At 69.7% G+C, this 23,714-nt stretch carries 19 protein-coding genes; 14 read left to right on the forward strand and 5 right to left on the reverse strand.

All coding sequences use genetic code 11. The features are described from left to right. Positions 1-200: 200 nt before the first annotated feature. On the reverse strand, positions 201-1,031 hold the full coding sequence (locus ACWGKQ_RS05025) for a p-hydroxycinnamoyl CoA hydratase/lyase (RefSeq protein ID WP_453290457.1): 831 nt from the start codon (positions 1,029-1,031) through the stop codon (positions 201-203). A gap of 78 nt (positions 1,032-1,109) precedes the next feature. Then, on the reverse strand, positions 1,110-1,928 hold the full coding sequence (locus tag ACWGKQ_RS05030) for a PaaX family transcriptional regulator (protein ID WP_453290458.1): 819 nt from the start codon (positions 1,926-1,928) through the stop codon (positions 1,110-1,112). Positions 1,929-2,225: 297 nt separating this feature from the next. Here ACWGKQ_RS05030 and ACWGKQ_RS05035 point away from each other — a divergent pair, with 297 nt between their 5' ends. From ACWGKQ_RS05035 to ACWGKQ_RS05100, 14 genes are all read left to right on the forward strand, one after another. After that, on the forward strand, positions 2,226-3,446 hold the full coding sequence (locus tag ACWGKQ_RS05035; RefSeq protein ID WP_453290459.1) for an acetyl-CoA C-acetyltransferase: 1,221 nt from the start codon (positions 2,226-2,228) through the stop codon (positions 3,444-3,446). Positions 3,447-3,497: 51 nt separating this feature from the next. Further along, complete coding sequence (locus ACWGKQ_RS05040) at positions 3,498-4,253, forward strand: SDR family oxidoreductase (RefSeq protein ID WP_453290460.1); 756 nt, start codon at positions 3,498-3,500, stop codon at positions 4,251-4,253. A gap of 61 nt (positions 4,254-4,314) precedes the next feature. Further along, a complete protein-coding gene (locus ACWGKQ_RS05045) occupies positions 4,315-4,647 on the forward strand; it encodes a hypothetical protein (RefSeq protein ID WP_453290461.1) in 333 nt (110 codons plus the stop codon). A 153-nt stretch (positions 4,648-4,800) separates the two neighbouring features. Continuing rightward, positions 4,801-6,378, forward strand: coding sequence for an FAD-binding oxidoreductase (locus ACWGKQ_RS05050; RefSeq protein WP_453290462.1), 1,578 nt, complete (start codon positions 4,801-4,803; stop codon positions 6,376-6,378). 129 nt (positions 6,379-6,507) lie between these two features. Beyond that, positions 6,508-7,566, forward strand: coding sequence for an LLM class flavin-dependent oxidoreductase (locus ACWGKQ_RS05055; RefSeq protein WP_453290463.1), 1,059 nt, complete (start codon positions 6,508-6,510; stop codon positions 7,564-7,566). After that, positions 7,563-8,336, forward strand: coding sequence for an alpha/beta fold hydrolase (locus tag ACWGKQ_RS05060; protein WP_453290464.1), 774 nt, complete (start codon positions 7,563-7,565; stop codon positions 8,334-8,336). Before ACWGKQ_RS05055 ends, ACWGKQ_RS05060 begins: the two co-directional genes overlap by 4 nt. Continuing rightward, a complete protein-coding gene (locus tag ACWGKQ_RS05065) occupies positions 8,333-9,103 on the forward strand; it encodes an SDR family NAD(P)-dependent oxidoreductase (RefSeq protein ID WP_453290465.1) in 771 nt (256 codons plus the stop codon). Before ACWGKQ_RS05060 ends, ACWGKQ_RS05065 begins: the two co-directional genes overlap by 4 nt. Positions 9,104-9,162: 59 nt before the next feature. Then, a complete protein-coding gene (locus ACWGKQ_RS05070) occupies positions 9,163-10,791 on the forward strand; it encodes a long-chain-fatty-acid--CoA ligase (RefSeq protein ID WP_453290466.1) in 1,629 nt (542 codons plus the stop codon). Next, positions 10,788-12,983, forward strand: a complete 2,196-nt coding sequence (locus ACWGKQ_RS05075) for an acyl-CoA dehydrogenase family protein (protein WP_453290467.1) — start codon at positions 10,788-10,790, stop codon at positions 12,981-12,983. Before ACWGKQ_RS05070 ends, ACWGKQ_RS05075 begins: the two co-directional genes overlap by 4 nt. Before the next feature lie 117 nt (positions 12,984-13,100). Next, a complete protein-coding gene (locus tag ACWGKQ_RS05080; RefSeq protein WP_453290468.1) occupies positions 13,101-14,048 on the forward strand; it encodes a zinc-binding dehydrogenase in 948 nt (315 codons plus the stop codon). 74 nt (positions 14,049-14,122) lie between these two features. After that, the gene (gene fabG, locus ACWGKQ_RS05085; RefSeq protein WP_453290469.1) at positions 14,123-14,884 is read left to right on the forward strand and encodes a 3-oxoacyl-ACP reductase FabG; all 762 of its coding nucleotides are present in this window, start codon (positions 14,123-14,125) and stop codon (positions 14,882-14,884) included. 1,071 nt (positions 14,885-15,955) lie between these two features. Then, on the forward strand, positions 15,956-17,224 hold the full coding sequence (locus ACWGKQ_RS05090) for a sugar ABC transporter substrate-binding protein (protein WP_453290470.1): 1,269 nt from the start codon (positions 15,956-15,958) through the stop codon (positions 17,222-17,224). 1 nt (position 17,225) lies between these two features. Further along, positions 17,226-18,767, forward strand: a complete 1,542-nt coding sequence (locus ACWGKQ_RS05095; RefSeq protein ID WP_453290471.1) for a sugar ABC transporter ATP-binding protein — start codon at positions 17,226-17,228, stop codon at positions 18,765-18,767. Further along, positions 18,764-19,837 carry an ABC transporter permease gene (locus tag ACWGKQ_RS05100; protein WP_453290472.1) on the forward strand — a complete coding sequence of 358 codons (1,074 nt, stop codon included), beginning with the start codon at positions 18,764-18,766 and terminating at the stop codon, positions 19,835-19,837. The genes ACWGKQ_RS05095 and ACWGKQ_RS05100 overlap by 4 nt, the downstream gene beginning before the upstream one ends. Positions 19,838-19,918: 81 nt before the next feature. Here ACWGKQ_RS05100 and ACWGKQ_RS05105 read toward each other — a convergent pair whose 3' ends face one another. From ACWGKQ_RS05105 to ACWGKQ_RS05115, 3 genes are all read right to left on the reverse strand, one after another. Beyond that, positions 19,919-21,556 (reverse strand): flavin monoamine oxidase family protein, encoded by a 1,638-nt coding sequence (locus ACWGKQ_RS05105; RefSeq protein WP_453290527.1) that lies wholly within the window; start codon positions 21,554-21,556, stop codon positions 19,919-19,921. Positions 21,557-21,627: 71 nt separating this feature from the next. Continuing rightward, positions 21,628-22,428, reverse strand: a complete 801-nt coding sequence (locus ACWGKQ_RS05110) for a nitrilase-related carbon-nitrogen hydrolase (protein ID WP_453290473.1) — start codon at positions 22,426-22,428, stop codon at positions 21,628-21,630. Continuing rightward, complete coding sequence (locus ACWGKQ_RS05115; RefSeq protein WP_453290474.1) at positions 22,415-23,698, reverse strand: M20 family metallo-hydrolase; 1,284 nt, start codon at positions 23,696-23,698, stop codon at positions 22,415-22,417. Before ACWGKQ_RS05115 ends, ACWGKQ_RS05110 begins: the two co-directional genes overlap by 14 nt. Positions 23,699-23,714: the final 16 nt, after the last annotated feature.

Genomic DNA, 23,714 nt, shown 5'->3' on the forward strand with positions numbered 1-23,714 from the left:
CCATGAGATTGCGTACCGCGAACGACCGCCCGCGGGGGAGCCATGCCTGGGCGGGGCGACGTCCAGATATGCAACAGTCTGACGTTTGCTCTCTTGGTCGCGTTTCCCTTCAGTCTCCCCCGCACTGATTTCGCGGGGCGCTCTTCCAGGACTGGACGCGCGCCGGCGGGTGGTGCGGGTACCCCGCCGGTCTTCTCGCCTCAGGCGTCGGATTCCGTTCGCTGGTAAGGGGCCAGCCCCGGCTTGATCTCCTTCGTGTCCAGGAACTGTGAGAGGCCCTTCTGCCGGCCGTCCTCGTGGTCGCGGGTCAGCAGCTGGGCCGACTTGGCCGCCATGTAGTCGGTGGCCTGCTCGTAGTTCATCGTCGCCGCGTGCCGGAACGTCTCCTTCGTGGAGCGGAGCACCTCGGGGTTGAGTTTGCGGAGCTTGGCGGTGAGCTCGCGAACCGCCTCGCCCAACTGCTCCCTCGGTACCGAGCTGTTGACGAGCCCGATCTCCTGAGCGCGCCGGCCGTCGAAGGTGTCGCCGGTGAGGGCGTAGTAGAGCGCGTCGCGGTAGCCCAGTGCCATCGCGATGTCCCTGGTGACCAGGCCGCCCGGCAGGATGCCCCAGTTCACCTCGGACAGCCCGAACCGGGCCTCGTCCGCGGCGATCGCGAGGTCGCACGACACGAGGGGCATGAAGGCTCCGCCGAAGCACCAGCCGTTGACGGCGGCAATGGTCACCCGGGGAAAGAAACGCAGCCGGTTGTAGGACCACTCCCGCATGGTCCACCTCGCCTTGTCGGCGAGGACCGGGTCGTGATCGGTCTCCCGGAAGTACTCCTTGAGGTCCATTCCGGCACTGAAGGACTCCCCCGCGCCGGTGAGGACCAGGACGTCCGTCCCGCCGTCCGTGGACAGGCGGGTCAGAGCGTCCAGCATCTCGTCATTGAGCTGCGGACTCATCGCGTTGCGCTTGTGCGGCCTGTTGAGGGTCACCGTGGTGACGCGATCTTCGGTCTCAACAGAGATGCACTCGTAGTGGGGCATGTCGTAGCTCCTCGACCACTAGGCTTCGAGAAGCAATGTATAACAGCAAAACGATTGCCGCCATGGGGATGTTATTTATTACTGGGCGGAGGCCTTCGCGTAGAGATCGGTCGAGGTGGCGGCGAGTGCCTCGTGGGCCTGCATGAAGAGCCGGTGTGCCTCGTCGCCGGTCCAGCCGGGCGGCTGGAGCTCGGCCGGGAGCTGCGGGTCCCGCTGTACGACGTGCCGGTACGCGTTGACGAGCCGGACGCGCTCGGCGAGTGCCGCGCCGGGATCGAGGGTGCGGGCCCGGTAGTCCCCGTGGCCGGTGCGGAGCCGTCGTACGAACTCGGCGTAGTCGGCGGCGATCTCGTCCAGTTCCCAGCACTGGGCGGCCATGGCGCGGTCGGCCGGCAGGCCTGTGGTGCGGGTCGTGAGCAGGGTCAGCCGGGCGGCGGGCAGCAGTGCCGCGGCATTGGCGACCGCGTCCAGGCGGGGGTGGGGGCAGACCCAGGTGGCGGCGGCGAGCGAGCCGAAGCCGAGCCAGGCCAGCTTCTTGCGCAAGTCGTCGCGTGTCTGGCGATCGTTCTCCGGCACCGTGTAGATGACCATCGACCACTCTCCGTTCCAGGGGGTGGCCGGATCGCGGAAGATCTTCCGGCGTCCCTCGTCGAGTGCCTGGAGGGCGGTCGGCGTGAAGCGGTAGATCGATTCGCGGCCCTCGCGGCGCACGTCGAACCAGCCACGCTCGCGCAGCCTGGCCAGGGTGACCCGCATCACCGGGCCGGAGATGTCGAGCTCCTCGCCCAGGGCGACGAGAGCCTTCAGCCGGATCTCCCGCCCGCCTGTGCGGTCGAAGTCGCCCAGCAGGTCCATGGCCAGGGATGTCGGCTTGGGTGAGTTCTCGGTGTCCACCATGAGTCCCATCTTAGGGGGATGCCTGGAACGTGTAACAGATCACCGTCAGTGCTTTCGAGGATCCGTTGGATCTGAGGTGCCGTGATGGAGGTGGTGGCGGGGCTGGACTTGGGGAATCGTGGGCGTAGAGGATCTATGTTTAACGAAATCGCGCATGGCGTTCCAAAAGTGTTTCGTGAAGGGTATGGTGCTCACCGGATGCACAGCGCGGTCGCGGTTGCCGGCCGTGCCTCGGATCTGGAGCGGCCTCCTGTGCCGGGTCTCCAGCCGCAGCGTTTCGCCACTCTAGGAGTCCCCGTGACCGAAGCCGTGATCGTCGCCACCGCCCGTTCCCCCATCGGCCGAGCCTTCAAGGGGTCGCTCAGGGACATACGCCCCGACGACCTGACCGTGCAGATGGTGCGCGCGGCCCTGTCCCAGGTTCCGCAGCTGAACCCGGTCGACATCGACGACCTCATGCTGGGGTGCGGTCAGCAGTCCGGTGTCTCGGGGTTCAACATGGCCCGGATCGTGGGGGTGCTCGCCGGCCTCGACCAGGTACCCGGCACCACCGTCAACCGCTTCTGTTCTTCCAGTCTCCAGACCACCCGGATGGCGCTGCACGCGATCAGGGCGGGCGAAGGTGACGTCTTCATCTCCGCGGGGGTGGAGACCGTGAGCCGGTACGGCGGCCCCGAGAACTCCGACCTGCGTCCCGATGTCCTCAACCCGGCATTCGCCGACGCGAGCGCGCGGACGGAGGAGATCGCTTCGGCCGGCCGGGCCTGGACGGATCCGCGGGACGAGGGGGCCCTGCCGGACGTGTACATCGCGATGGGACACACCGCCGAGAACGTCGCGGCGCTGCACGGAGTCGGACGCGAGGAGCAGGACGCGTTCGCGGTGCGCAGCCAGAACCGCACCGAGAAGGCGATCGCGGACGGCTTCTGGGCCGAGGACATCACGCCGGTCACCCTCCCCGACGGCACGGTGGTGAGCCGGGACGACGGCCCCCGCCCCGGGGTCACCGTTGAAGCGGTCAGTGAGCTGAAGCCCGTCTTCCGGCCGGACGGCACCGTGACCGCGGGGAACTGCTGCCCCCTCAACGACGGAGCGGCCGCGGTCGTGATCATGTCCGACACGAAGGCGCGGCAACTCGGCATCACCCCGCTCGCCCGCATCGTCAGTACCGGACTGACCGGCCTGTCGCCGGAAATCATGGGCCTCGGGCCGGTGGAGGCCACCCGCCAGGCACTGGTCCACGCGGGTATGGGCATCGGCGACATCGACCTCGTCGAGATCAACGAGGCCTTCGCGGCACAGGTCATCCCCTCGGTCCGTGAACTCGGCATCGACGAGGACACGGTCAACATCAACGGCGGCGCCATCGCGGTCGGGCATCCCTTCGGCATGACCGGCGCCCGCATCACCAGCACGCTGATCAACTCGCTGCGGCACCACGACAAGCAGGTGGGGCTGGAGACCATGTGCGTCGGCGGCGGGCAGGGCATGGCGATGATCGTCGAGCGGCTGAGCTAGGACCCCTGCGGACCTGCGGGACGAGACGGGAAGGGAAACGAGGAGGAAGACATGACAGGACGCTTCACGGGCAGGACGGCCGTCGTCACCGGAGCGAGCCGCGGGATCGGTCTGGGCATCGCCCAGCGTCTGGTGGACGAGGGCGCCAAGGTCGTCGTCACCGCCAGGAAGCAGGAGGCGCTGGACGAGGCCGTCGCGTCGCTCGGCGGTCCCGATCACGCTCTCGGCGTCGCGGGGAAGGCCGACGACCCGGACCATCAGGCGGAGACCGTGAAGCGGGCGGTCGAGACGTTCGGAAGCCTGGACTTCCTGGTCAACAACGCGGGCATCAACCCGATCTACGGACCGCTGGTCGAGGTGGACCTCGCCGCTGTACGGAAGATCATCGAGGTCAACTGCGTCGCCGCCCTGTCCTGGGTGCAGCAGGCGCACCAGGCCTGGATGGGCGAGCACGGCGGCGCCGTCGTGAACGTGGGGTCCGGTACGTCACTGCGCCCGGCGCCCGGGATGGGCGTCTACGGTTCGAGCAAGGCGCTGCTCACCTATCTCACGCAGCAGCTCGCGGTGGAGCTCGGCCCGTCCGTCCGTGTCAACGAGGTGGCCCCGGCCGTGGTGAAGACCCGGTTCGCGGCTCCCTTGTACGAGGGGCGCGAGGAGGAGGTGGCCGCGGCCTACCCGCTCAAGCGACTCGGTGTCCCCGAGGACGTCGGCAGTGTCGTCGCGTTTCTGCTGTCCGAGGACGCCGGCTGGCTGACCGGACAGCAACTGGTCGTCGACGGCGGTGTGACGCTGACCGGGGCCGGATGAGCCGGAGAAGGCCGAGAGGCGACGGGAAAACTCCGATCGCCCGCACGGCAAGGAGAGTCGCATGATTGTCCATGTGGATGTCGGCCGCCGGCGCTGCGAGGTGCGCGATGCCGACGACCTCAGACGACTGAGCGTCGAGGTGGCCGGTGAGGCTCCCGACGAGGAGATCGACCGGATCGCGGCACCGCTGGTGCGGATGCAGTCGCCCACGCACGCATGGGTGTCCGCGCAGGAGCTGCGCGCCGCCTGTGCCCGAGAGGGCGACCAGGCCTGGGCGCGGGAATTCGACGCGATGGTGGCGTTCGCCGTGTCCAAGGGCTGGGTCGACGACACCGGCACGAGGCTGCGCGCCCACGTGGTCCGCGCGCCGGGTCCGGACTCGCAGAAAAGCTAAACAAATCTGCGACGACGGTCGTGACATTGTCATTCTAAGAAGTTACGGTCCTGTTCAGGGGCCTTTTCCATCACAACGACGTGTACGCGCAGAGCCGCCTGGCTGATGTCGCACCTTTGTGACAGAGCCGGTGACGCGCGGGACGGAGGCAAGTTGAACACCACCGTAGTCCCCGCAGGTCTGTCGAGCGCAGAGCTCGAGAAGGCCCTTGACGCATTCCGAGCCGTGGTGGGTGACGCGCATGTGCTCACCGGTGAGGACGCACTCGAGTTCCGTGACCCGTTCTGGCACCGGGACTGGCCCCAGTTCGAGGCCTCGGGGGTCGTCCAGCCGGCGTCCGTCGAGGAGATCCAGGCGATCCTGCGCATCGCCAACGAGCAGCGCGTACCGATCTGGACCACCTCCACCGGACGTAACAACGGCCTCGGCGGCAGCTCGCCCCGGGTGCAGGGCTCCGTGGTGGTGAACCTGCGCCGGATGAACAGGGTCCTGGAGATCAACGAGGAGATGGGATATGCCGTCGTCGAACCGGGCGTGACCTGGTCCCAGCTGTACGAGGCCATCGAGGCCGGCGGACACAAACTGATGGTGTCGACCACGGACCTGGGCTGGGGGAGCGTGATCGGCAATTCGCTGGAGCACGGTACGACCTACCTCCCCTACGGCGCCGACTTCCAGGCCCCCTGCGGCATGGAGGTGGTCCTCGCCAACGGCGAGGTGCTGCGCACAGGCATGGGAGCCCTGCCGGGCAGCAAGGCCTGGCACCTCTACCGGCGCGGCCTCGGCCCGACCCTCGACCCGCTGTTCATGCAGTCCAACTTCGGCGTCGTGGTGAAGATGGGCGTATGGCTCATGCCGAAGCCGGAGGTGTACGCCCCGTTCTGGATGCACGTCCCGCGCGAGACGGATCTGGTTCCGCTGATGGACACCATGCGCCGGCTGCGCATGGACCGGACGATCGAGGGCGTCCCCGTCATGTACAACACGCTCACCCTCGCGTCGATCACCGGAGAGCGGTCGCGCTGGTACGAGGGTGACGGGCCGACCCCGGACCACGTCGTGGACCAGATCGCGGGCGACCTGGGGATCGGCCGGTGGACCGTGCACGGCGCGCTGTGGGACGACAACGCGGTCACCGACCACAAGATCGAGAAGATCACCGCCGCCATCGGGCAGATCGAGGGCGGGCGGGTGCTCTTCACCAAGCACGCGCCGGAGGACATCGCCGGCCTGGAAAGCTTCCCGGACCGGGTGCTCGGCGGCGCACCGAGCCTGGAGTGGCTCAGCTTCCTGCGCTGGTACGGGACCGACGCCGGTGCCCACACCGGTACCGGTCTGGTCTCGCCGCTGGAGGGCAACGAGGCCTTCCGGCTGCACACCCTCCTGAAGAACTTCATCGAGCGGGAGATGGGACTGGACTACTTCGCCAATCCCATCCTGATCAACTCCCGCAGCTACATCCACGTGTTCGGAGTGATCTTCGACGTCCTCAACGCGTCCGACACCGAGCGCGGCTACGAGGTGTGCCGACGCGTGGTGGAGGACGCGGGACGCGAGGGCTTCGGCGAGTACCGCGCCCACCTGGCCAACATGGATCTGGCGCAGGCGCAGTACAGCTTCGGCGACAACGCCTATCTCCGGTTCGTGGAGAGGATCAAGGACGCCGTCGACCCGAACGGGATCCTGTCCCCCGGCAAGCAGGGGATCTGGCCCAAGTCCTTCCGCCAGTGAACGGCCGGGGCTGAGCCTCCGGTTCGGCCCCGGCCGCACGGCGGGTACCACGTCGTACGCCGGTACCCGCCGCCTCCCCTCGCACCCCCTCCCACCGCTCTCCCGGTGGGGTTGACCAAGGAGCAACCCGTGCCCATTCAGTTCGGGATCTTCGATCACATCGAGATGAGCGGTGACCAGGGCGTCCAGGCCCTCTACGAGGAGCGCATCGCCTTCCTCAAGCGGGCCGAGCAGGCAGGCTTCTACGGATTCCACCTCGCCGAGCACCACGGCCACCGGCTCTCGGCCTCCCCGTCCGCCTCGGTGTTCCTGGCCGCACTCGCCCGTGAGACCACACGCCTGAAGCTCATCCCCACGGTCGTCTGCCTTCCGCTGCACCACCCGGTCCGCGTCTACGAGGACCTGGCGATGCTCGACGTGCTGTCCCACGGCCGGCTCGAACTCGGGCTCGGCAAGGGCATCACCAAGTTCGAGCACCTGCAGTTCGGACACGACCCGGAGGAGGCCTCGGCACGCGCCAAGGAGATCTCCGCCATGCTGCTCCAGGCATGGGAGACGGGCATCATCTCCAGCGAGGACTCCACCTTCTACGACTTCATGGAGCTGAAGCTCCCGTTCGAACCCGTCCAGCACCCGTACCCGCCGCTGTGGACGGCCGGCAACGTGGAGGTCGCCGGACGCGGCGGGCACAACTTCGTGACCACCGGCCCCGTCACGGCCGCGGCGCGGGCCCGCTACGACGAGCTGCGCGCGGCCAGCCGGGAAGTGCCCGGTCACCAGAACCCGCACGTCAAGGACCCGCTGATCGGCCAGACCCAGTCGGTCGTCATCGCCCCGACCGAGGCGGAGGCCAAGGCGATCCTGCGCCGCGCGTGGTCCTACTACCAGGAGTCCATCACGCGGGCCCGCGGCAACGTTCCGCCGCACCTGCAGACCGAGCTGCCCGCCATGGACAACCCGGTCGCCCAGGCGGTGCTCAACCAGGACCCCCTGGAATCCGGCATGGCGATCGCCGGCACCGTCGAGCAGGTGCGCGACTACTACGTCGAGCAGGCGCGGCGCGGGCACGCGAACTACTTCGTCCTCATGATCCCGTTCGGCGACATGACGACCGAGGAGGGCACCCGCACGCTGGACGCTTTCGCCGAGCACGTCATCCCGGCGGTCCGCGAGGCGGTGGACGAATGACCCTCGCCGGCACCACCATCGACGTACGGGGGCGATCCACGGAGGTACGCGTGGACGGCACCGGCGAGCCGCTCGTCTACCTGCACGGCGGCGGCATCGTGGAGGGCCTCGACTTCCTGACGGCCCTTTCCGGCCGCTTCCGGGTCGTGGCACCCCTCCTGCCGGGATACGGATCCACCGAACTCGACCCTCCCGTGAGCAGCCGGGAGGACGTGGCGCGGCACACGCGGGACGTGCTCGACGCACTCGGCATCGAGCGGACGGTCCTGGTGGGCCACTCGCTGGGCGGATGGCGGGCGGCACACTTCGCGGCCCGGTACCCGGAGCGGGTGAGCCGACTGGTCCTGGGGGCGCCCTGGGGCATGAACGTCCCCGAGTGCACCGTGCCGGACCTGGCCTCGATGACCCCCGCCGAACGCCTCGCCCTGATGACCACCGACCCGCGGATCTTCGAGGGCCGCTTCCCCAGCGGGCCGGACCCGGAGTTCCGGGCGATCCGCGAGCGCGAGCACGTGTCACGCACCCGGATCATGCCCGGTCCCCATGACCCGGAGCTGGCGGACACCCTCGCCCGGATCACCACGCCGGCACTGCTGCTGTGGGGCGAGGAGGACAGGGTCAGCCCGCTGCCCCACGCCGCCGCATGGCAGAAGGCGCTGCCGCACGCCGAACTGCGCACCTTCCCGGGACGCGGACACCTGCTCTTCCGCGAGGACCCGGAGCTCCTCCCGGCCGCCGTGGCCGACACGAGTCAGGAGGCCGACCGATGACCGGACGCCTTGCGGGAAAGGTCGCCCTCATCACCGGAACCGCGAGCGGCATGGGCCGGGCGGCCGCCGTCCGGTTCGCCCAGGAGGGCGCCCTGGTCATCGGCTGCGACCTCTCCGACGAGGGCAACCGCGAGACGGTCGAGCTGGTGGCGGCGACCGGGGCCAGGATGACCGGCATGGCGCCGGTGGACCTCGGTGACCCGGAGGCCGCGCGTACCTGGGTCGAGGAGTCGGCCGCCGTCCACGGACGCATCGACGTGGTCTTCAACAACGCCTCCTCACCCCGCTTCGCGCCCCTGCCGGACCTCTCGGTGGAGGACTGGCGGTACGCCATGCGCAACGAGCTCGACCTCGTCTTCTACGTGACGAAGTTCGCCTGGCCTTACCTCGCCGAACGCGGCGGAGTCGTCATCAACACCGCGTCGACGTCGGCGTACGTCGCCACCCCCGGTCAGGGATTCGCCGCCCACTGCGCGGCCAAGGGCGGGGTGCTGGCCTTCACCCGCCAGGTTGCGTCCGACGGCGCGCCCCACGGGATCCGCGCCCTCACGATCAGCCCCGGCGCCATCAAGACCCCCGTCGTCGACCGGAACTACCTCTCCAAGCACCCCGGCGCGGAGCAGGAGCTGATCGACCGGTCGCTGATCGCGAACCGGATGGGCACCCCCGAGGACGTGGCGTCGCTGGCCGTGTTCGCGGCCTCCGACGAGGCGGGCTATCTCACGGGTGTGGACCTTCTCATCGACGGCGGCATGACCGCTCTGTGACCGGCTCCGGCGCTCACGCTCCGGAAGGGACGACGATGTCCGACAGGGAGAGCACGACGATGTCCGACAGCACGACCGGCTCGGCACCACCGCTGCCGGGCCGCGGCATGACCCTGGCCGACCAGCTGGCCCGGCACGCCCGCACGGTCGGCGACGAGGTCGCCTTCTGCTGCGCGGGGACACAGCGGACGTACGGCGAGATCGACGAGCGGGTCAACCGCCTCGCGAGCGCTCTGCGCGACCGTGGGGTGGGCCCCGGCGACCGCGTGGTCGTGCTCGGGTTCAACACTCTTGAGGTTCTGGAGGCCTACCTCGCCAGCTGCCGGCTCGGCGCGATCTGCGTCCCGGTGAACTTCCGGCTCGTCGCCCACGAGATCGCCTACGTGCTGGAGGACAGCGGGGCCGCCGCCGTCGTCGTACAGGACGCGCTGGCCCAGACGATGGCCGAGGCCCGCAAGGAGGCTGGGCACACAGGTCCCTGCCTGGTGTTCGGAGCCGAGCACGACGGTTCCGGTGAGGACTACGAGGAGGCGCTGCGCACGGCGTCGCCGCGCTACGAGGGTGCGCCGGTCGACGAGCAGGCCCCCGCCTTCATCATGTACACCTCGGGTACGACCGGGCGTCCCAAGGGCGCCGTGCTCACGCACCACAACCTGCTGATGCACGCGTTCAGTGTCATGACGCACCTCGGCCTCCCTCCGGACGACAAGGTGTGGCTGGCCGCGACGCCGTTGTTCCACATCGCCGGGCTGTCCGGGATGCTGCCCACGCTCATGCGCGGCGGGCGCATCGTCGTCCTCCCGTCCGGCGGGTTCGACCCGGCCGGCGTGGTCGATCTGCTGGAGCGGGAACGCGTGTCGTCCTGCTTCTTCGTCCCCGCCCAGTGGGAGCTGATCTGCGCCGTACCCGGCATCGCCGGACGTGATCTGTCGGCGCTGCGGCGCGTCGCCTGGGGCGCGGCTCCCGCGACGACCACGTTCCTGCGCAGACTCATCGGCGCGTTTCCCGGGGCCTCGGTGGAGACGGCGTTCGGGCAGACCGAGTCCAGCGCCATCGTCACCATGCTCCGCGGCGACGAGGCCCTGAGCAGGATCGGCTCGGTGGGCACCCCGCTGGCCAACGTCGAAGTCCGCGTCGTCGACGACGACATGAACGACGTGCCGCGCGGTGAGATCGGCGAGATCGTCTACCGGGGCCCGGCGGTCATGAAGGGGTACTGGAACAAGCCGGCCGAGACGGCGGAGGCGTTCCGGGGCGGCTGGCTCCACTCCGGTGACCTGGGGCGGCAGGACGAGGACGGCTACTTCTACGTGGTCGACCGCAAGAAGGACATGATCATCTCCGGCGGCGAGAACATCTACTGCGCGGAGGTGGAGAACGTGCTCGCCGCCCACCCGAAGGTCCGCGAGGTCGCGCTGATCGCGGTACCCGACGAGAAGTGGGGCGAGACTCCGCTCGCGGTGGTCGTCGCCGACGCCGAGGACGACCCGCCCACGCCCGCCGAACTCGTGCAGTGGTGCGCGGAGCGCCTCGCCCGTTACAAGCACCCGCGCCACATCGCGGTGGTGCCGCTCCTGCCGCGCAATCCGAGCGGAAAGGTGCTCAAGACACAGCTGAGGTCCGACCGCGAGGCCGGACGGCTCGACATCCGGTCGGCCCGACCCGCACCGGAACGAGGAGAAGCATGAACCGACAACGACCGGACGGGAAGCCGCCGGCGCACACGTCCGGCGCGTCCTGGGGCGGCATGGACGCTGCGGACCTGGACGCCCTGCGCGAGTCCGTACGCGGCGAGTGCTCCCGCCACTGGCCGACGGCCACCACCGCCGAGGGGGGCGACCTGACCGGACTGTGGGCGGTGGCCGCCCGACAGGGCTGGACGGACCTCGCCGGCCGGGAACTCACCCCCGCCGCGATCGCGGTGCAGGAGGAACTGGGCCGGGTCGCCTGTCCGTTGCCCGTCGTCGACACCGCGTTGGCGGCGGGCGTACTGGAGGACCGGGGCCACGGCTCCGCCGTCCGCGAGATCGCCCAGGGCTCCCTCCGCCCGGTGCTGGCCCATGTGGCGCGCGGCCGGGTGAGCGGCGACACCGTCGTCGTACGGCACCTTGAGGTCGGGACCGACGCCACGCACGTCCTGGCCGTCGACCAGGAAGCGGGCCTGTTGGCCTGGCACGCCCTGGAGGGTGCCGTCGTCACGCCACTGCCCGGGTTGGCCGTTCCAGCCTGGTCCGAGGTGCGTCTGTCCGGGCCGCCGGAGTGGACCGCCAAACTGGAGGACCATCCGGACCTGCTCCTGCTGCGGCGTACCGGCCTGGCCGCCCGAGCCCTCGCCGCGGTGCGGCGAACCCACGAGCTCGCGGTCGAACACGCCTGTCAGCGCGAGCAGTTCGGCAAGCCGGTCGGTTCCTTCCAGGCGGTGTCCCACCGGCTCGTCGATGTCGAGACCGCGCTGACCGCGGCTGGGCAGCTCCTGGACCACGCCATGGCCCTCCTCGGCAAGGGTGATGAGCAGTGGCGGACGGCGGCGGAGATCCACCTGGAGTTCGTCACCGGAACCCTTGCCGAACTCCAGTTCGACGGGCACCACACCCTGGCGGCAGTGGGCTACTTCGAGGAACACGAGGCGCCCTGGCTGTTCCGCCGGGCCCATGCCGACCTGTCCGTACTGTCGGCGGCCGCCAGTCCGACGGGTGTGGGCGACCGGCTCCTCGACGAGGGCGCGCGGCTGCCGGACTTCGACCTGGGCCCTGAGGCGGAGCGGATACGCCGGGAGGTCCTCGATGCCTTCGAGCCGTGGACGGGCGGGCCTCCGGCCGGCCTGAGTTGGTGGGACGACACGGCGCGCGCCGTACTGCGGGACCGTGGCTGGATAGGTGTCGGCTGGCCCCGCGAAGTGGGCGGCGGTGGATTCCGCACGGCCGAGGCGGCAGCCTTCTCCGAGGCGATCGCCTACAGCGACCCTCCGGTCGGCAATATCTGGATGGGCATCAACTCCATCGCGCCGATGCTGATCAAGGCCGGACCGCCCGGGCTGCGGGACCTGCTGCTGGCGGAGATCCGGCGCGGCGACCTGTCCGTCGCACTCGGCTACTCCGAGCCCGGCGCGGGCTCCGACCTGGCCTCCCTGCGGACGCGCGCGGAGCGGGTGCCGGGCGGCTGGCGGGTCAACGGCCAGAAGCTGTGGGGCACTTGCGTGCCCGACTCCCGGATGATCGTGCTCGCCGCCCGGACCGCGCCGCAGGCCACCCCGCCGCACGCCGGGATCAGCCTGTTCCTGGTCGACCTGGACTCGCCGGGCATCACCGTCCAGCGACACCGGTCTCTCGGTGGTGACGTCTCGGCGACGACCTTCTGGGACGACGTCTTCATCCCCGAGGACCGGCTCATCGGCGAGGAGAACCAGGGGTGGGCGGCCCTGAGCGTCGCGCTCGCGGCCGAGCGGGTCCTGATCGGCGCCAGCGTCATGAAGGCCCACCGGGCCTTCGACCGGCTCGTGCGGCTGGTGTCCGAGCACCCGGAGCTGGTGCCGCCGAAGCGCAGGGCGGACCTGCGGCCGGAGATCGGCCGCCTGGCCGTTCGGTTGCAGGCGGCGCGCGCCCTGGTCAATGCCGCGGTCGAGGCGATGGCCTCCGGCGACGGTGCGCGGAAGGAGGCGCCGATGGCCAAGATCTCGGCGACCGAGCTGGCCGAGAACCTGAACGCCACCGCCGTCGCACTGCTCGGCCCGGACGCTCTCTACCACCACGGGGCCGAGGGCGCGGTCGGCGACGGGTACTTCGAGGAAGGTCTCCGTGCCTCGATCATGGGCGTGATCGCCGGCGGCACCGGTGACATCCAACGCAACCTGGTCGCCCGGGGGATGGGGCTGCCGCGCTGACCGCACAGCTCGGCGAAGGTACACCCACTGCTCACGTCATCTGCATCACGCGTATTCGTTTGCCCTTATTCGTCACTGTTCGTAATCGTTCGTACTCGTACAAGGAGCGCTGCGCGCATGAAGGCATGGCAGTTCACCGCGGTCCATGAGCCCCTCGTCCTGAACGAGGTGGCGGAACCCGTCGCCGTCCCCGGCGAAGTCGTGATCGATGTCAAGGCCGCCGGTCTGTGTCACTCCGACATCGGCATGCTGGAGGACGAGAACTGGCCCCGGCACGGGAGCAAGAACCCCATCACCCTCGGACATGAGATCGCCGGTGTGATAGGCGAGGTGGGCGAAGGCGTCACCGAGTGGAAGACCGGTGACTCGGTCAGCGTCTTCCTCACCTACGACTCCATGCCCGGCCACGAACGGGACGGCGGTTACGCCCCCAAGATGCTGGCCCGGGCCCAGGATCTGATCCGCATTCCCGCCGGCGTCCCCTGGGAGCACGCCGCCGTGGGCGCGGACGCCGGCGCCTGCTCCTACCACGCCCTGGTCGGCGTGGGTCAGGCCAAGCCCGGTGACAAGGTGGGCATCATCGGCTTCGGCGGTCTGGGGCAGATCGCCACGCGGATCGCGGTCCTCAAGGGCTACGAGGTCTACGTCGCCACCCGCAACCAGAACGTCTGGCCGCTCGCGAGGGAGGTCGGCGCCAAGCGGATCGTCAGCGACATCCGGGAGTTGGCGGACGAGCAACTGGACGTGGTCGTGGACTTCGCAGGCGCCGGTACGACGACAGGGGCCGCCGTGGACGCGGTCCGGCGTGGCGGGCGGGTCGTCCTCCCGGGTATGGCGGCGCTGGAGACCACGATCAGTACCAAGTCGCTGATCATGAAGCAGGTCACCCTGGTCGGCGCGCTGGGTGCCTCCCCGGACGCGCAGCGTGGTGTGTACGAGCTGATGGCCACCGGCGAGCTGAGCCCGGCCACCGAGACGATCGCCTTCGAGGACATCGCCACAGGCCTCTCCCGTCTGGCGAAGGGCGGACTGGACGCGCGTCTGGTCGCGCGGATGGGGGACTGAACCCGACCGAAGCGCCGGGCTCGGGACTCTGAGCCCGGCGTCCACCTGATTTCCGATCCGGCAGGAGAGCCGACATGAGCACCCACAACGAACGCGTCGCCATCGTGACCGGCGCGGCCCGCGGAATCGGCGCCGCCGTGGCCCGGCGGCTGGCACAGGACGGTTGCGCGGTCGCCGTACTGGACCTCGACGAGGCCGCCTGCAAGCAGGTGGTGACCGAGGTCGAGCAGTCAGGCGGCCGGGCCCTCGCGGTGGGGGTCGACGTCGCCGACGAGCAGGCGGTGCAGGCGGGTGTGGAGCGGGTGGCCGAGCGGTTGGGCGCGCCGACCGTGCTGGTCAACAACGCCGGTGTCACCAGGGACAACCTGCTGTTCAAGATGAGTGCACAGGACTGGGACGCGGTGATGGACGTCCATCTGCGCGGCTCGTTCCTGATGACCCGTGCGACCCAGCGGTTCATGACCGAGGCCGGGTGGGGCCGGATCGTCAACATCTCCAGCGTCTCGGCCCTGGGCAGCCGGGGCCAGGTGAACTACTCCGCGGCCAAGGCCGGCCTCCAGGGGTTCACCAAGACCCTCGCGATCGAACTGGGCAAGTTCGGCGTCACCGCGAACGCCATCGCCCCGGGATTCGTCGAGACCGAGATGACGGTGGCGACCGCGGCACGGCTGGGCGTTCCGTTCAATGACTTCAAGAAGGCCGTGATCAGCACGATCCCGGTGTCCCGCGGTGGCACACCGGCGGACATCGCCCACGCGGTGTCCTTCTTCGTCGGCGAGGCCGCAGGCTACGTGTCCGGACAGGTCCTGTACGTCGCCGGTGGCCCGCACGGCTGAGCCGAGGGCGGGGTGACCAGAAGGACGAAGCTGGCCGGGAGGACACCCGGCAGGGAGCGCGGCGCTTCTCACCGAGCGCGATCCGACAGGCTCGGACCGGCTGGATTCATCCGGCGGCCGGCGGCCGTACCGCTCGCTCCCGACCGCGCCTGATGCCGAGACTCTCGGCTTTCACCGTGGACGCCGGCCGCCGGATCACGGTGTGGGTGACCAGCGTTGCCGCAGTGCCGGATACCGACGTCTTCTTGGCGTCGGTCGCCATCCCCCTGCGGCGCGATCCACCACCGTCGCTTCCGTGACGTCCATGGGCATGAGGATTCCTGACCGCTCCGGCCGACCGCTTCCGGGTGGTGGCCCCGCTCGTGCCGGCGTACGGCACCACGGAACTCGCCCCTTCACTCGTCGGGCATTTCATCGCGGGATGGCCGGCGGCCGCTCGTCCTGGCGGCAGCGTTCGGTGTGCGCGAGCGGAGGGCGCTCCGGCTTCATGCCCGGCCCGTTCCACCCGGAACTGCCGGGCGTTCTGTCGTGGATCGGAACGCCGACGCGCCTGCTGCGGGGCGAGGACGACAAGGTCAGCGCCCGCGCCCTCGCCGCGGAATGGCACAGGGCGACTGTGATCTGCTGTGTTTTTCCGAACGGCTGCCGCAAAGTTGTTATTGATCATTTCCGATCCTTTGGCGCCGCACGCTTCGAGTGCTGTTGTTCTCGGTCCCCTCGGCGGTGTGTCACGAGGTGATCTACTTCTCCATTCCCTGTCGTGTGCAGGTAATTGTTTCGATCTCGGGGCGCCCCGTGAGTCGTTGTCGCGCCGGATTCACCGTCTTGTTCGCCCCGTGCCGGGAGATCGCCGAAGGTGCGTCACATCTAAAACAAAAAACTCTATTGAGACGAGAAAGTGTTGTTCTTTGGGTGGGTTGCCCTTATCGTCATCGGCGTCACGTGGTCCCCCACCGACGTCACGTGGCCTCCATGGAGATGGTCAGGAGCTGTGTGCGGGCGAGGGCTTTCAGGACTCGTCGAACCGGCTCAGTCAGGCTCATTCCACCTGCGACGAGGCAGGAGAAGTACATGAAGGTCGCTGTGCAGCCACTGGCCCGCAATGGACGGGCGTCTCGCTGTATCACTCTGACAAGGTCACTGGTCGGCGCGCTGGCGCTGGCCACGCTGGCCGCATGTTCGTCCGGCGGGGCCGATACCGCTGCCGCCGGCTCGACCGGCTCGACCGGTGGGGGCGCCGACTATGTGTCGCAGTCGCGGGCGCTGCTGGACAAGGCGGCCAAGGGCGCGGTGACAGGTCCCTCGTTCGGGACGGTCGCCGCCACCAAGCTCGTGGCGTGGAAGCCGCAGGACATGCCCACCCCCAGCGCGCTGCCCACCGGCAAGAAGATCAAGGTGGCGGTGGTGTACGCGTTCCCCGTGGGTAGCCCGGTGTACCAAACGCATCTGATCGAGAAGATCGGCCCGAAGCTCGGCTGGGACGTGAAGGTCTTCCAGGCCGCGACGCCCACCCAGCAGGGCGCGCTGGCGGCGATGCAGCAGGCGATCCTCTACAAGCCCACCGCCATCGTCGCTTCCGTCGTCCCGGCCACCTGGATCGCCCCCGCGCTGACCAAGGCCCGTGCCCAGGGCATCCACACCGTCGGCATCCACCAGGACACGACGGGCGGTGGCGGCTACGACGCGTACGTTCCCGCTGCCGAAGGAGTCCAGAAGGCGCTCCTCGCGGCCTGGGCGGTCGCGCAGAGCAACGGCAAGGCGAAGACCCTGGTGGTCAGCGCACCCGGTTTCAGCGACGCCAATGTCCCGGCGGCCGAGAAGTACCTCAAGGCGTGCTCGGGCTGTTCGACGAAGAGCATCCAGTTCAACCCTGACGTCTTCATCGACCCGACGAAGACGCAGAGCAGTGTCGCCGCGGCTCTGGCCGCGGACCCCGACGTCGACTACGTGCTGTGGCCGAACGGGTCCGCGCCGCTGCCGGGTGCGCTGAACGGCATCAGCGCCTCCCGGGACCGGGACGCCAAGCTCATCGTCAACACCGCAGGGCCGGGCAGTATCCAGCTCCTCAAGGACGGCAAGGTGCCCGTGGTCGTGCACCATCCCGAGGCGATGTTGGCCCTTGCCGCGATCGACCAGGTCAGCCGGCTCGCCCAGGGGGAGAAGCCCTTGGCGCAGGACGCGCTGCGGCTGCCGGTCACGTACTGGACGAAGGAAGACTCCTCGGCTCCGGACTACGCGTCGATCACGGCGGCCGAGCTGAAGGCGAACGACTGGCTCTCTCCGTACGAGAAGGCCTGGAACGTCTCGCTCAAGGACACGGTCCTCGGGGTCAGGAACTGACATGACCAGTGAGAACCCGCTCAACGACGCTTCGCCCAGCGGCATTCTCGCCGCCGAACCGGCGGTCGACGCGGTGGGCCTGCGCAAGGTGTACGGCCCGACGACGGCTCTCGCCGGAGTGGACTTCCAGGTCCGCGCCGGTGAGATCCACGGCCTGCTGGGCGAGAACGGCGCCGGCAAGTCGACGCTGGTACGGCTCCTGGCCGGCGTCGAACGACCCGACGACGGAGAGCTGCGCTTCTTCGGGGAGCCCGCCTCAGGCGGCCCCGGCGAACGCCGGGGAGCGGGTCTGGCCTTCATCCACCAGGATCTTGGACTCTTCCCGGAGTTCTCGGTCGCGGACACGATCGCTCTGTCCAGTGGGTACGTCCGGCGAGCCGGGCTGATCGACGAGTCGGCCTCGGTGGCGGCGGCTCAGGCCGTGGTCGACCGCCTCGGCTTCGCATGCGACGTGACCAGGCCCGTGGGCGAACTGCCGCTTGCCGATCAGACCCTGGTCGCGGTGTGCCGGGCGCTGGCCCACGGTGCCCGGCTCATCGTGCTCGACGAACCGACGGCCTACCTCGAAGCCCGGCAGGCCAGGAAGCTGTTCGACCTCCTTGCCGGACTGCGCGCCGACGGGGTGGCCTGCGTCCTCATCACCCACCGCAGCGAGGATGTCCTCCGCGTCTGCGACCGGGTGACGGTCCTCCGCGACGGACGAACCGTCGCGGTGCGCACCGCGGAGGAACTGTCCGAGACGGAGCTCATCCGCCTGATCACCGGCCGAGGCGATGCCTCGGCACGGGCGGTGCGACGGGCAGGGGCGCGCTCGGCCCGATCCGTCAGGCTGGCCGTCGAGGAGCTGCGCGGCCGGGGCTTCGGACCGGTCTCGCTAACCCTCCACGAAGGAGAGGTCCTCGGTCTGTGCGGACTGGCCGACGCGGGCCAGTTCGCGGTCGGCCGGACCCTCGTCGGAGACATGCCCCTCGTAGGAGGCACCCTCACTCTCGACGGGCGCCCCTACCGGCCGAGCGGTGTGCGTGCCGCACTGGCGGCCGGGATCGGATTCGTCCCCGCGGACCGGGCGGCGGACGGCCTTGCCGCCTCCCTCACCGCCGCCGAGAACATGCTGATGAGCCCGCCCGGACCGTGGTGGCGCCCACTGCGCGGCAAAGCCGATGAATCGACCTGCCGTCGGCTGCTCGAAACGTTCCGGGTGTCGCCGCCCCTCGCCGACCGCGACGTGTCCACCTTCAGCGGCGGAAACCAACAGAAGATCCTGCTGGCCAAATGGCTGGGCTTCGACCGCCGTCTGATCATCCTGAACGAACCGTCAGCGGGCGTCGACGTCGGCGCCAAGGCCGACATCCACGAGGAGATCCGCTCGGAGTGCGAGACCAAGGGCACCGCGGCCCTGGTCATCACGACCGACTTCCAGGAAATGGTCGACCTGTGCGACCGCGCCCTGATCATGCGGCGGGGGCAGGTCGTCGGTGAACTCGACGAGTCCCGCCTCCACGCCGACCTGCTGACCGAGATGGCATACGGAGGTACGGTATGACCGCCCCGATCCGAGCGAGCGCGCCGAGCGCCGCTCCGCGACGTCACCAGCCCGGCTCCGAGGGCGTCGGCGTCCTGTCTCACCGCCTCGGCAGGTACGGCCTGCTCCTGCTGCTCGTGCTGACGCTGGTCGCCTTCAGCCTGGCCCGGCCCGAGGAGTTCGCGACCTGGGACAACGTGAAGTCCACCCTCGACCAGCAGACGCCCGTGATCATCGGTGGTCTCGCCGTGATGATCCCGCTGCTGACCGACTCCATCGATCTCTCGGTCGCGGCCAACATCTCGGTGGCGAACATCCTGGTGGCCGGCCTCACCACCAACGAAGGACTGTCGACCCCGCTCGCGGTCGTGGCCGCGGTCCTGGCCAGCACCGTCGTCGGCCTGGTCAACGGCCTGATCGTCGAGCGACTGCAGGTGACCTCGTTCGTCGCCACGCTCGGCATGGCGACCCTGCTGAGCGGGGTCGGCCTGGCCTACAGCAACAGCGCGGACATCCTGACCGTCCCGCAGGCCGTCACGTCGATGGCCCGTACCGAGATGCTCGGACTGCCGCTCTCGGTCTACTACGGCATCGTCTGCATGCTCGTCACGGCGCTGGTCCTCCGTTATCTGCCCGTAGGACGGAAGCTCCGCGCGGTCGGTGCCAACCCACGGGCTGCGGCACTCACCGGCATCCGACCGGGCCTGTATCGGGTGGCTGCCTTCACCTTCGGGGGCACCCTGGCCGGCGTCGCAGGTGTCGTACTCACCGGCCAGCTCGGCTCGGCGACGGCCTCCGGGGCGGCGAACAGCCTGCTCCTGCCGATCTTCGCCGCGGTGTTCCTGGGCTCCACGGCGTTCACACCCGGCAGGCAGAACGTGCCCGGTCTGTTCGTGGCCGTGCTGTTCCTGGCCTTCGTCTCCTCGGGCCTGGTGCTGCTGGGTGCACCGTTGTGGGCATCGCCGCTGGTCAACGGCGCGGCACTGATCCTCGCGGTGGCGCTGTCCTCGTGGGCGCTGCGTATGCGCGCCCGCCGGTTCCGCATCCAGCAGCTCAAGCAGCTGGACCGTGAGGAGAGCGAGGCAGCCTGAGGAGAGAATCTCCGCTCCGTGACCTCCCTCTGCCCGGGGGCCTCCCATCCGGAGGCCCCCGGCACCCGATGGATACTCGGCCTACGGCAGCCTGATCGGCCTGAGTTCCTCGAAGCGGTCGCCCGGTCCGGGATTGCCGGCCGTGGTCTTCCCGCCCAGCTGGGTCAGCACGCCCCACACCGCGTTGAGACCCGTGGTGACGGCGCCTTCGGCCCAGCCGCCCGTCCATGACACGTCGTCGCCGGCGAGGTAGATGCCTCGGTGGGCCGGGTCGAAGCCGTCCTGCATGAAGTGGGTGTAGAGGCGTTCCTGGTAGCGGTAGTGGCCGGGCAGGTTGTCGCTGAAGGCGCCCATGAAGTTCGGGTCGTCCTCCCACGAGATGGTGACGGGGTCGCCGATGATGTGCGAGGCGATGTCGACGTTCGGGTAGATCTGCTTGAGGGAGTGCAGCATCAGCCGCACGCGCTCCTCGACGTCCAGCGGCAGCCATTTCAGCGCGTCGTCGTTCCACGTGTAGGACAGACAGATCAGCGCGGGCTGGTCCGGGCCGTTGTCCAGCAGGTACGTGCCGCGGGTCAGCCGGTCCGTCAGCGTCGTGCTCATCACGTGCTGCCCGGTCTCGGGGTCGACGTCCTTCCAGAAGGGGCGGTCGACCACCACGAACGTCTTCGAGGACTGCATGTAGTGGGTGCGCTCGATCGCCGTCCACAACGGGTGGCTGAACAGCGATTCGTCGGTGTCGATCCGGGCGGACAGCAGCCAGGACTGGCAGGTGGCGATGACCGCCGGGTAGGCCGAGGTGCGGCCCCATCGGTCGGTGACCTCGATGCGGTTGCCGGGGCCTTCGGCGCGACGGATCCGCTTGACCGCTCCCCGGGGCGCGCCCCCATGCAGGGAGGCCAGGCTGGTGCCGGCCGGCCAGTGCGCGAGCTGCTCGGGTGCGTGCTGCCACAGCCGCTGGGGCAGGAGCTGCGCGCCGCCGAGGATGCGCTGCTGGTCGTCCTCGGCGTTGACGTACACCACCCGCAGGATCTCCAGCATCGAGTCGGGGAAGTTGGTGTCCCAGCCGCCCGTGCCGAACCCGACGAGCCCGAAGGCCTCCCGGTACTCGAACGGCAGCGACGAGAAGGCCTTCGACGTGGCGAGGTAGTGAGAGAAGGACACGTCGTCGAGGAGCGGGACCAGTTCGTTCCAGAGCTTCTTGACCGTGGTGTAGTCGCGGTCCGCGATGGCCTGCTGCATGGCGCCGAAGTGGGCGCGTTCCTCCAGGCAGTCCCGCCATGCGGCGGCCACGTCGTGGAACATCTGCGGAAGGTCGGCCGGGGACTCCGCGTAGTGCCGTCGGCCCGCTATCTCGATCACGGTGCTGTCGGATGCCGCGGTGAGCGGGTTGGGGAACGGCTTGGTGTCGAGGCCGAGCAGGTCGACGTAGTGGAAGAACGCCCGCGCCGAGCGGGGGAACCGCATCCCGCCGAGGTCGGCGACGGGGTGGTCGGTGCCGGGCTGGCGGGCGCCGCGCAGCCTGCCGCCGAGCTGGGCGGACTCGTACACGACCGGCTTCAGGCCCAGCTTCATCAGTTCGTACGCGGCGACCAGACCGGACATGCCGGCGCCGACGACGGCGACCTCCGTCCCGTGCTGCTCGGCCGGGACCGAGCCCAGGCCGTCGGGGTGGGCCAGGTACTCGTCGTAGGGGAAGGGGAAGTCGGGGACCAGCATGCTGACCCCGTGCGAAGGCGTGTTCACGTGATGTCCTGAAGGGCTCGTGCCGGGTCGGGATCCGGCGCGGGTCATATGAGCGAGGAGGAGAGGTAGTCGGTGTCGCGGCGGGCGTCGAGCAGGGTGCGGAGGTCCACGTCGGCCACCACCAGCTCCTCGTCGCTCTCCCCGGCGGCGACGCGTCGTCCGTAGGGGTCGCTGAGGCAGCTCAGTCCCGCGAAGCCGGGCCCGGCGTGGTTGGCGTAGGCGATGAAGAGCTGGCTCTCCAACGCCCGGGTGGGGACGACCATGCCGGGCACGAGGCGTGTGTCGAACGGCGTCGGCCGCCCGTCGGCGGACGGACGCAGCGGCACGGCGGTGGGCACGCACAGCAGCTCGGCGCCGGATCGCGCGACCGCGCGGGTGAACTCGGGGAACTCGACGTCGAAGCAGATGCCGAGCGCGACGTTCACGCCGTGCAGGGGGACGACCCGGGGCCGCTCCCTGCCGGGCGTGAACACCGAGTTCTCCGCCGGGCCGAACAGGTGCGTCTTGTGGTATCTGGTGAGTTCCAGCCCGTCGCCGTCGAACAGTGACGCGCTGACGAAGCGCTCGCCGTGCCGGTGGTCGACGGTCGAGGCGACCAGGGCCAGCCCGGCCGACCGCGCGATGCCCGCGATCGACCGCCGCTGCTCGTGGCCGTCGTCGTCGGCGACGGCGGTCGGGTCGTAGCCGCTGACGAACAGCTCCGGGGTCACCAGGAGTTGGACGTCCCGCGACCGGGCGGTGAGCGCCGCCTTCTCCAGAGCCGCGAGGTTGTGCCGCGGGTCGCCGCCGACGCCGGTGGCCTGCAGGACCCCCACCCGCAGGCGCGCGGGCTCAGCGGGTGTCATCGAGGGCGCCTTCGCACAGCCGTCGTACGACCTCAGTGAGCACGTCGACCCCGGCGCACAGGTCGGCGTCGTTCGTGTACTCGCCCTCGTTGTGGCTGACGCCCTCGACGCTCGGGACGAACAGCATCACGGTCGGGACGACGTCGTTCATGTTGATGGAGTCGTGCCCGGCCAGCGTGTGGACGGGCCTGCTGGTGAGCCCGAGGCCGTCGGCGCACTCGCGCGCCAGGTCGACACCGGCGGCCGGGTACGGCCGCACTCCCCAGGCGTGCGAACCGTGCACCTCGATACGGACGTCGACCTCGTCCTCGATCAGCTTGATGCCGTTCTCCAGGAGCTGCTTGGCCTCTGCGAGGACCTCCTCGTCGGCCGAGCGCAGGTCCATGGTCAGGTCGACCCGGCGCGCGACGACGACCGGGGAGTTCGGCAGCACCGTGAACTGGCCCACGGAGGTGTGCAGGACGCCGGCCGGGTAGCGGTCGGCCAGCTCGCGCAGCAGCACCACCAGACGGGAGGCGCCGAGCACGGCGTCACGGCGGTCGGCGATGACGGTGGACCCGGTGTGCGCCTGCTCGCCGTACACGGTGACCGTGAACTTCTCCGCCGCCCAGCAGGAGTGGACGAGCCCGATCGTGGTGCCGGAGTCCTCCAGGGAACGGCCCTGCTCGATGTGGATCTCGGCGCACGCGGCGGGCACCGGCCCGGTTCCGGTACCGGTGTGCCCGATGGCGGAGAGGGCCTGCGCGACCGTCACCCCGCCCGTGTCCCGGATGGCCAGGGCATCCGCGGCGGTCATCTTCCCGGTGTAGACGGAGCTGCCCATCATGGACGGGGCGAACCGCGACCCTTCCTCGTTGAACCAGTCCACCACCGCCAGGTTGTACTTCGGCAGGTGTCCGGGGGCGTGGCCCGAGGCCAGCCGCCGCCCGGCGTGCAGCGCCGCCGCGACGCCGTAGGCCCCGTCGAACTTGCCGGCCAGGGGCTGGCTGTCCAGGTGGGAGCCGACCAGGACGTAGGGCGCTCCCGGGTTCCAATCCAGCAGCCCGAAGACGTTGCCGATCGCGTCGGTCTCGACGGTGAACCCGTACTGGCTGAGCAGGGCCGTGAACCATGCCCGGGACTGGGCGTCGGCGGTGGTCGCGGCCTGGCGGTCGACTCCGCCGCCCGGGGTCTCGCCGATCCGGCTCAGCGAGCGGAAGTCGCGCAGGAACAGTTCGGAGTCGGTGGCGCCGCCCACCGTGGTGCGGGCGTCGGTTCGCTCAGTGGTCATGGGGGAGTTCTCCTCG

It is taken from the genome of Streptomyces sp. NPDC054770, assembly GCF_053611985.1.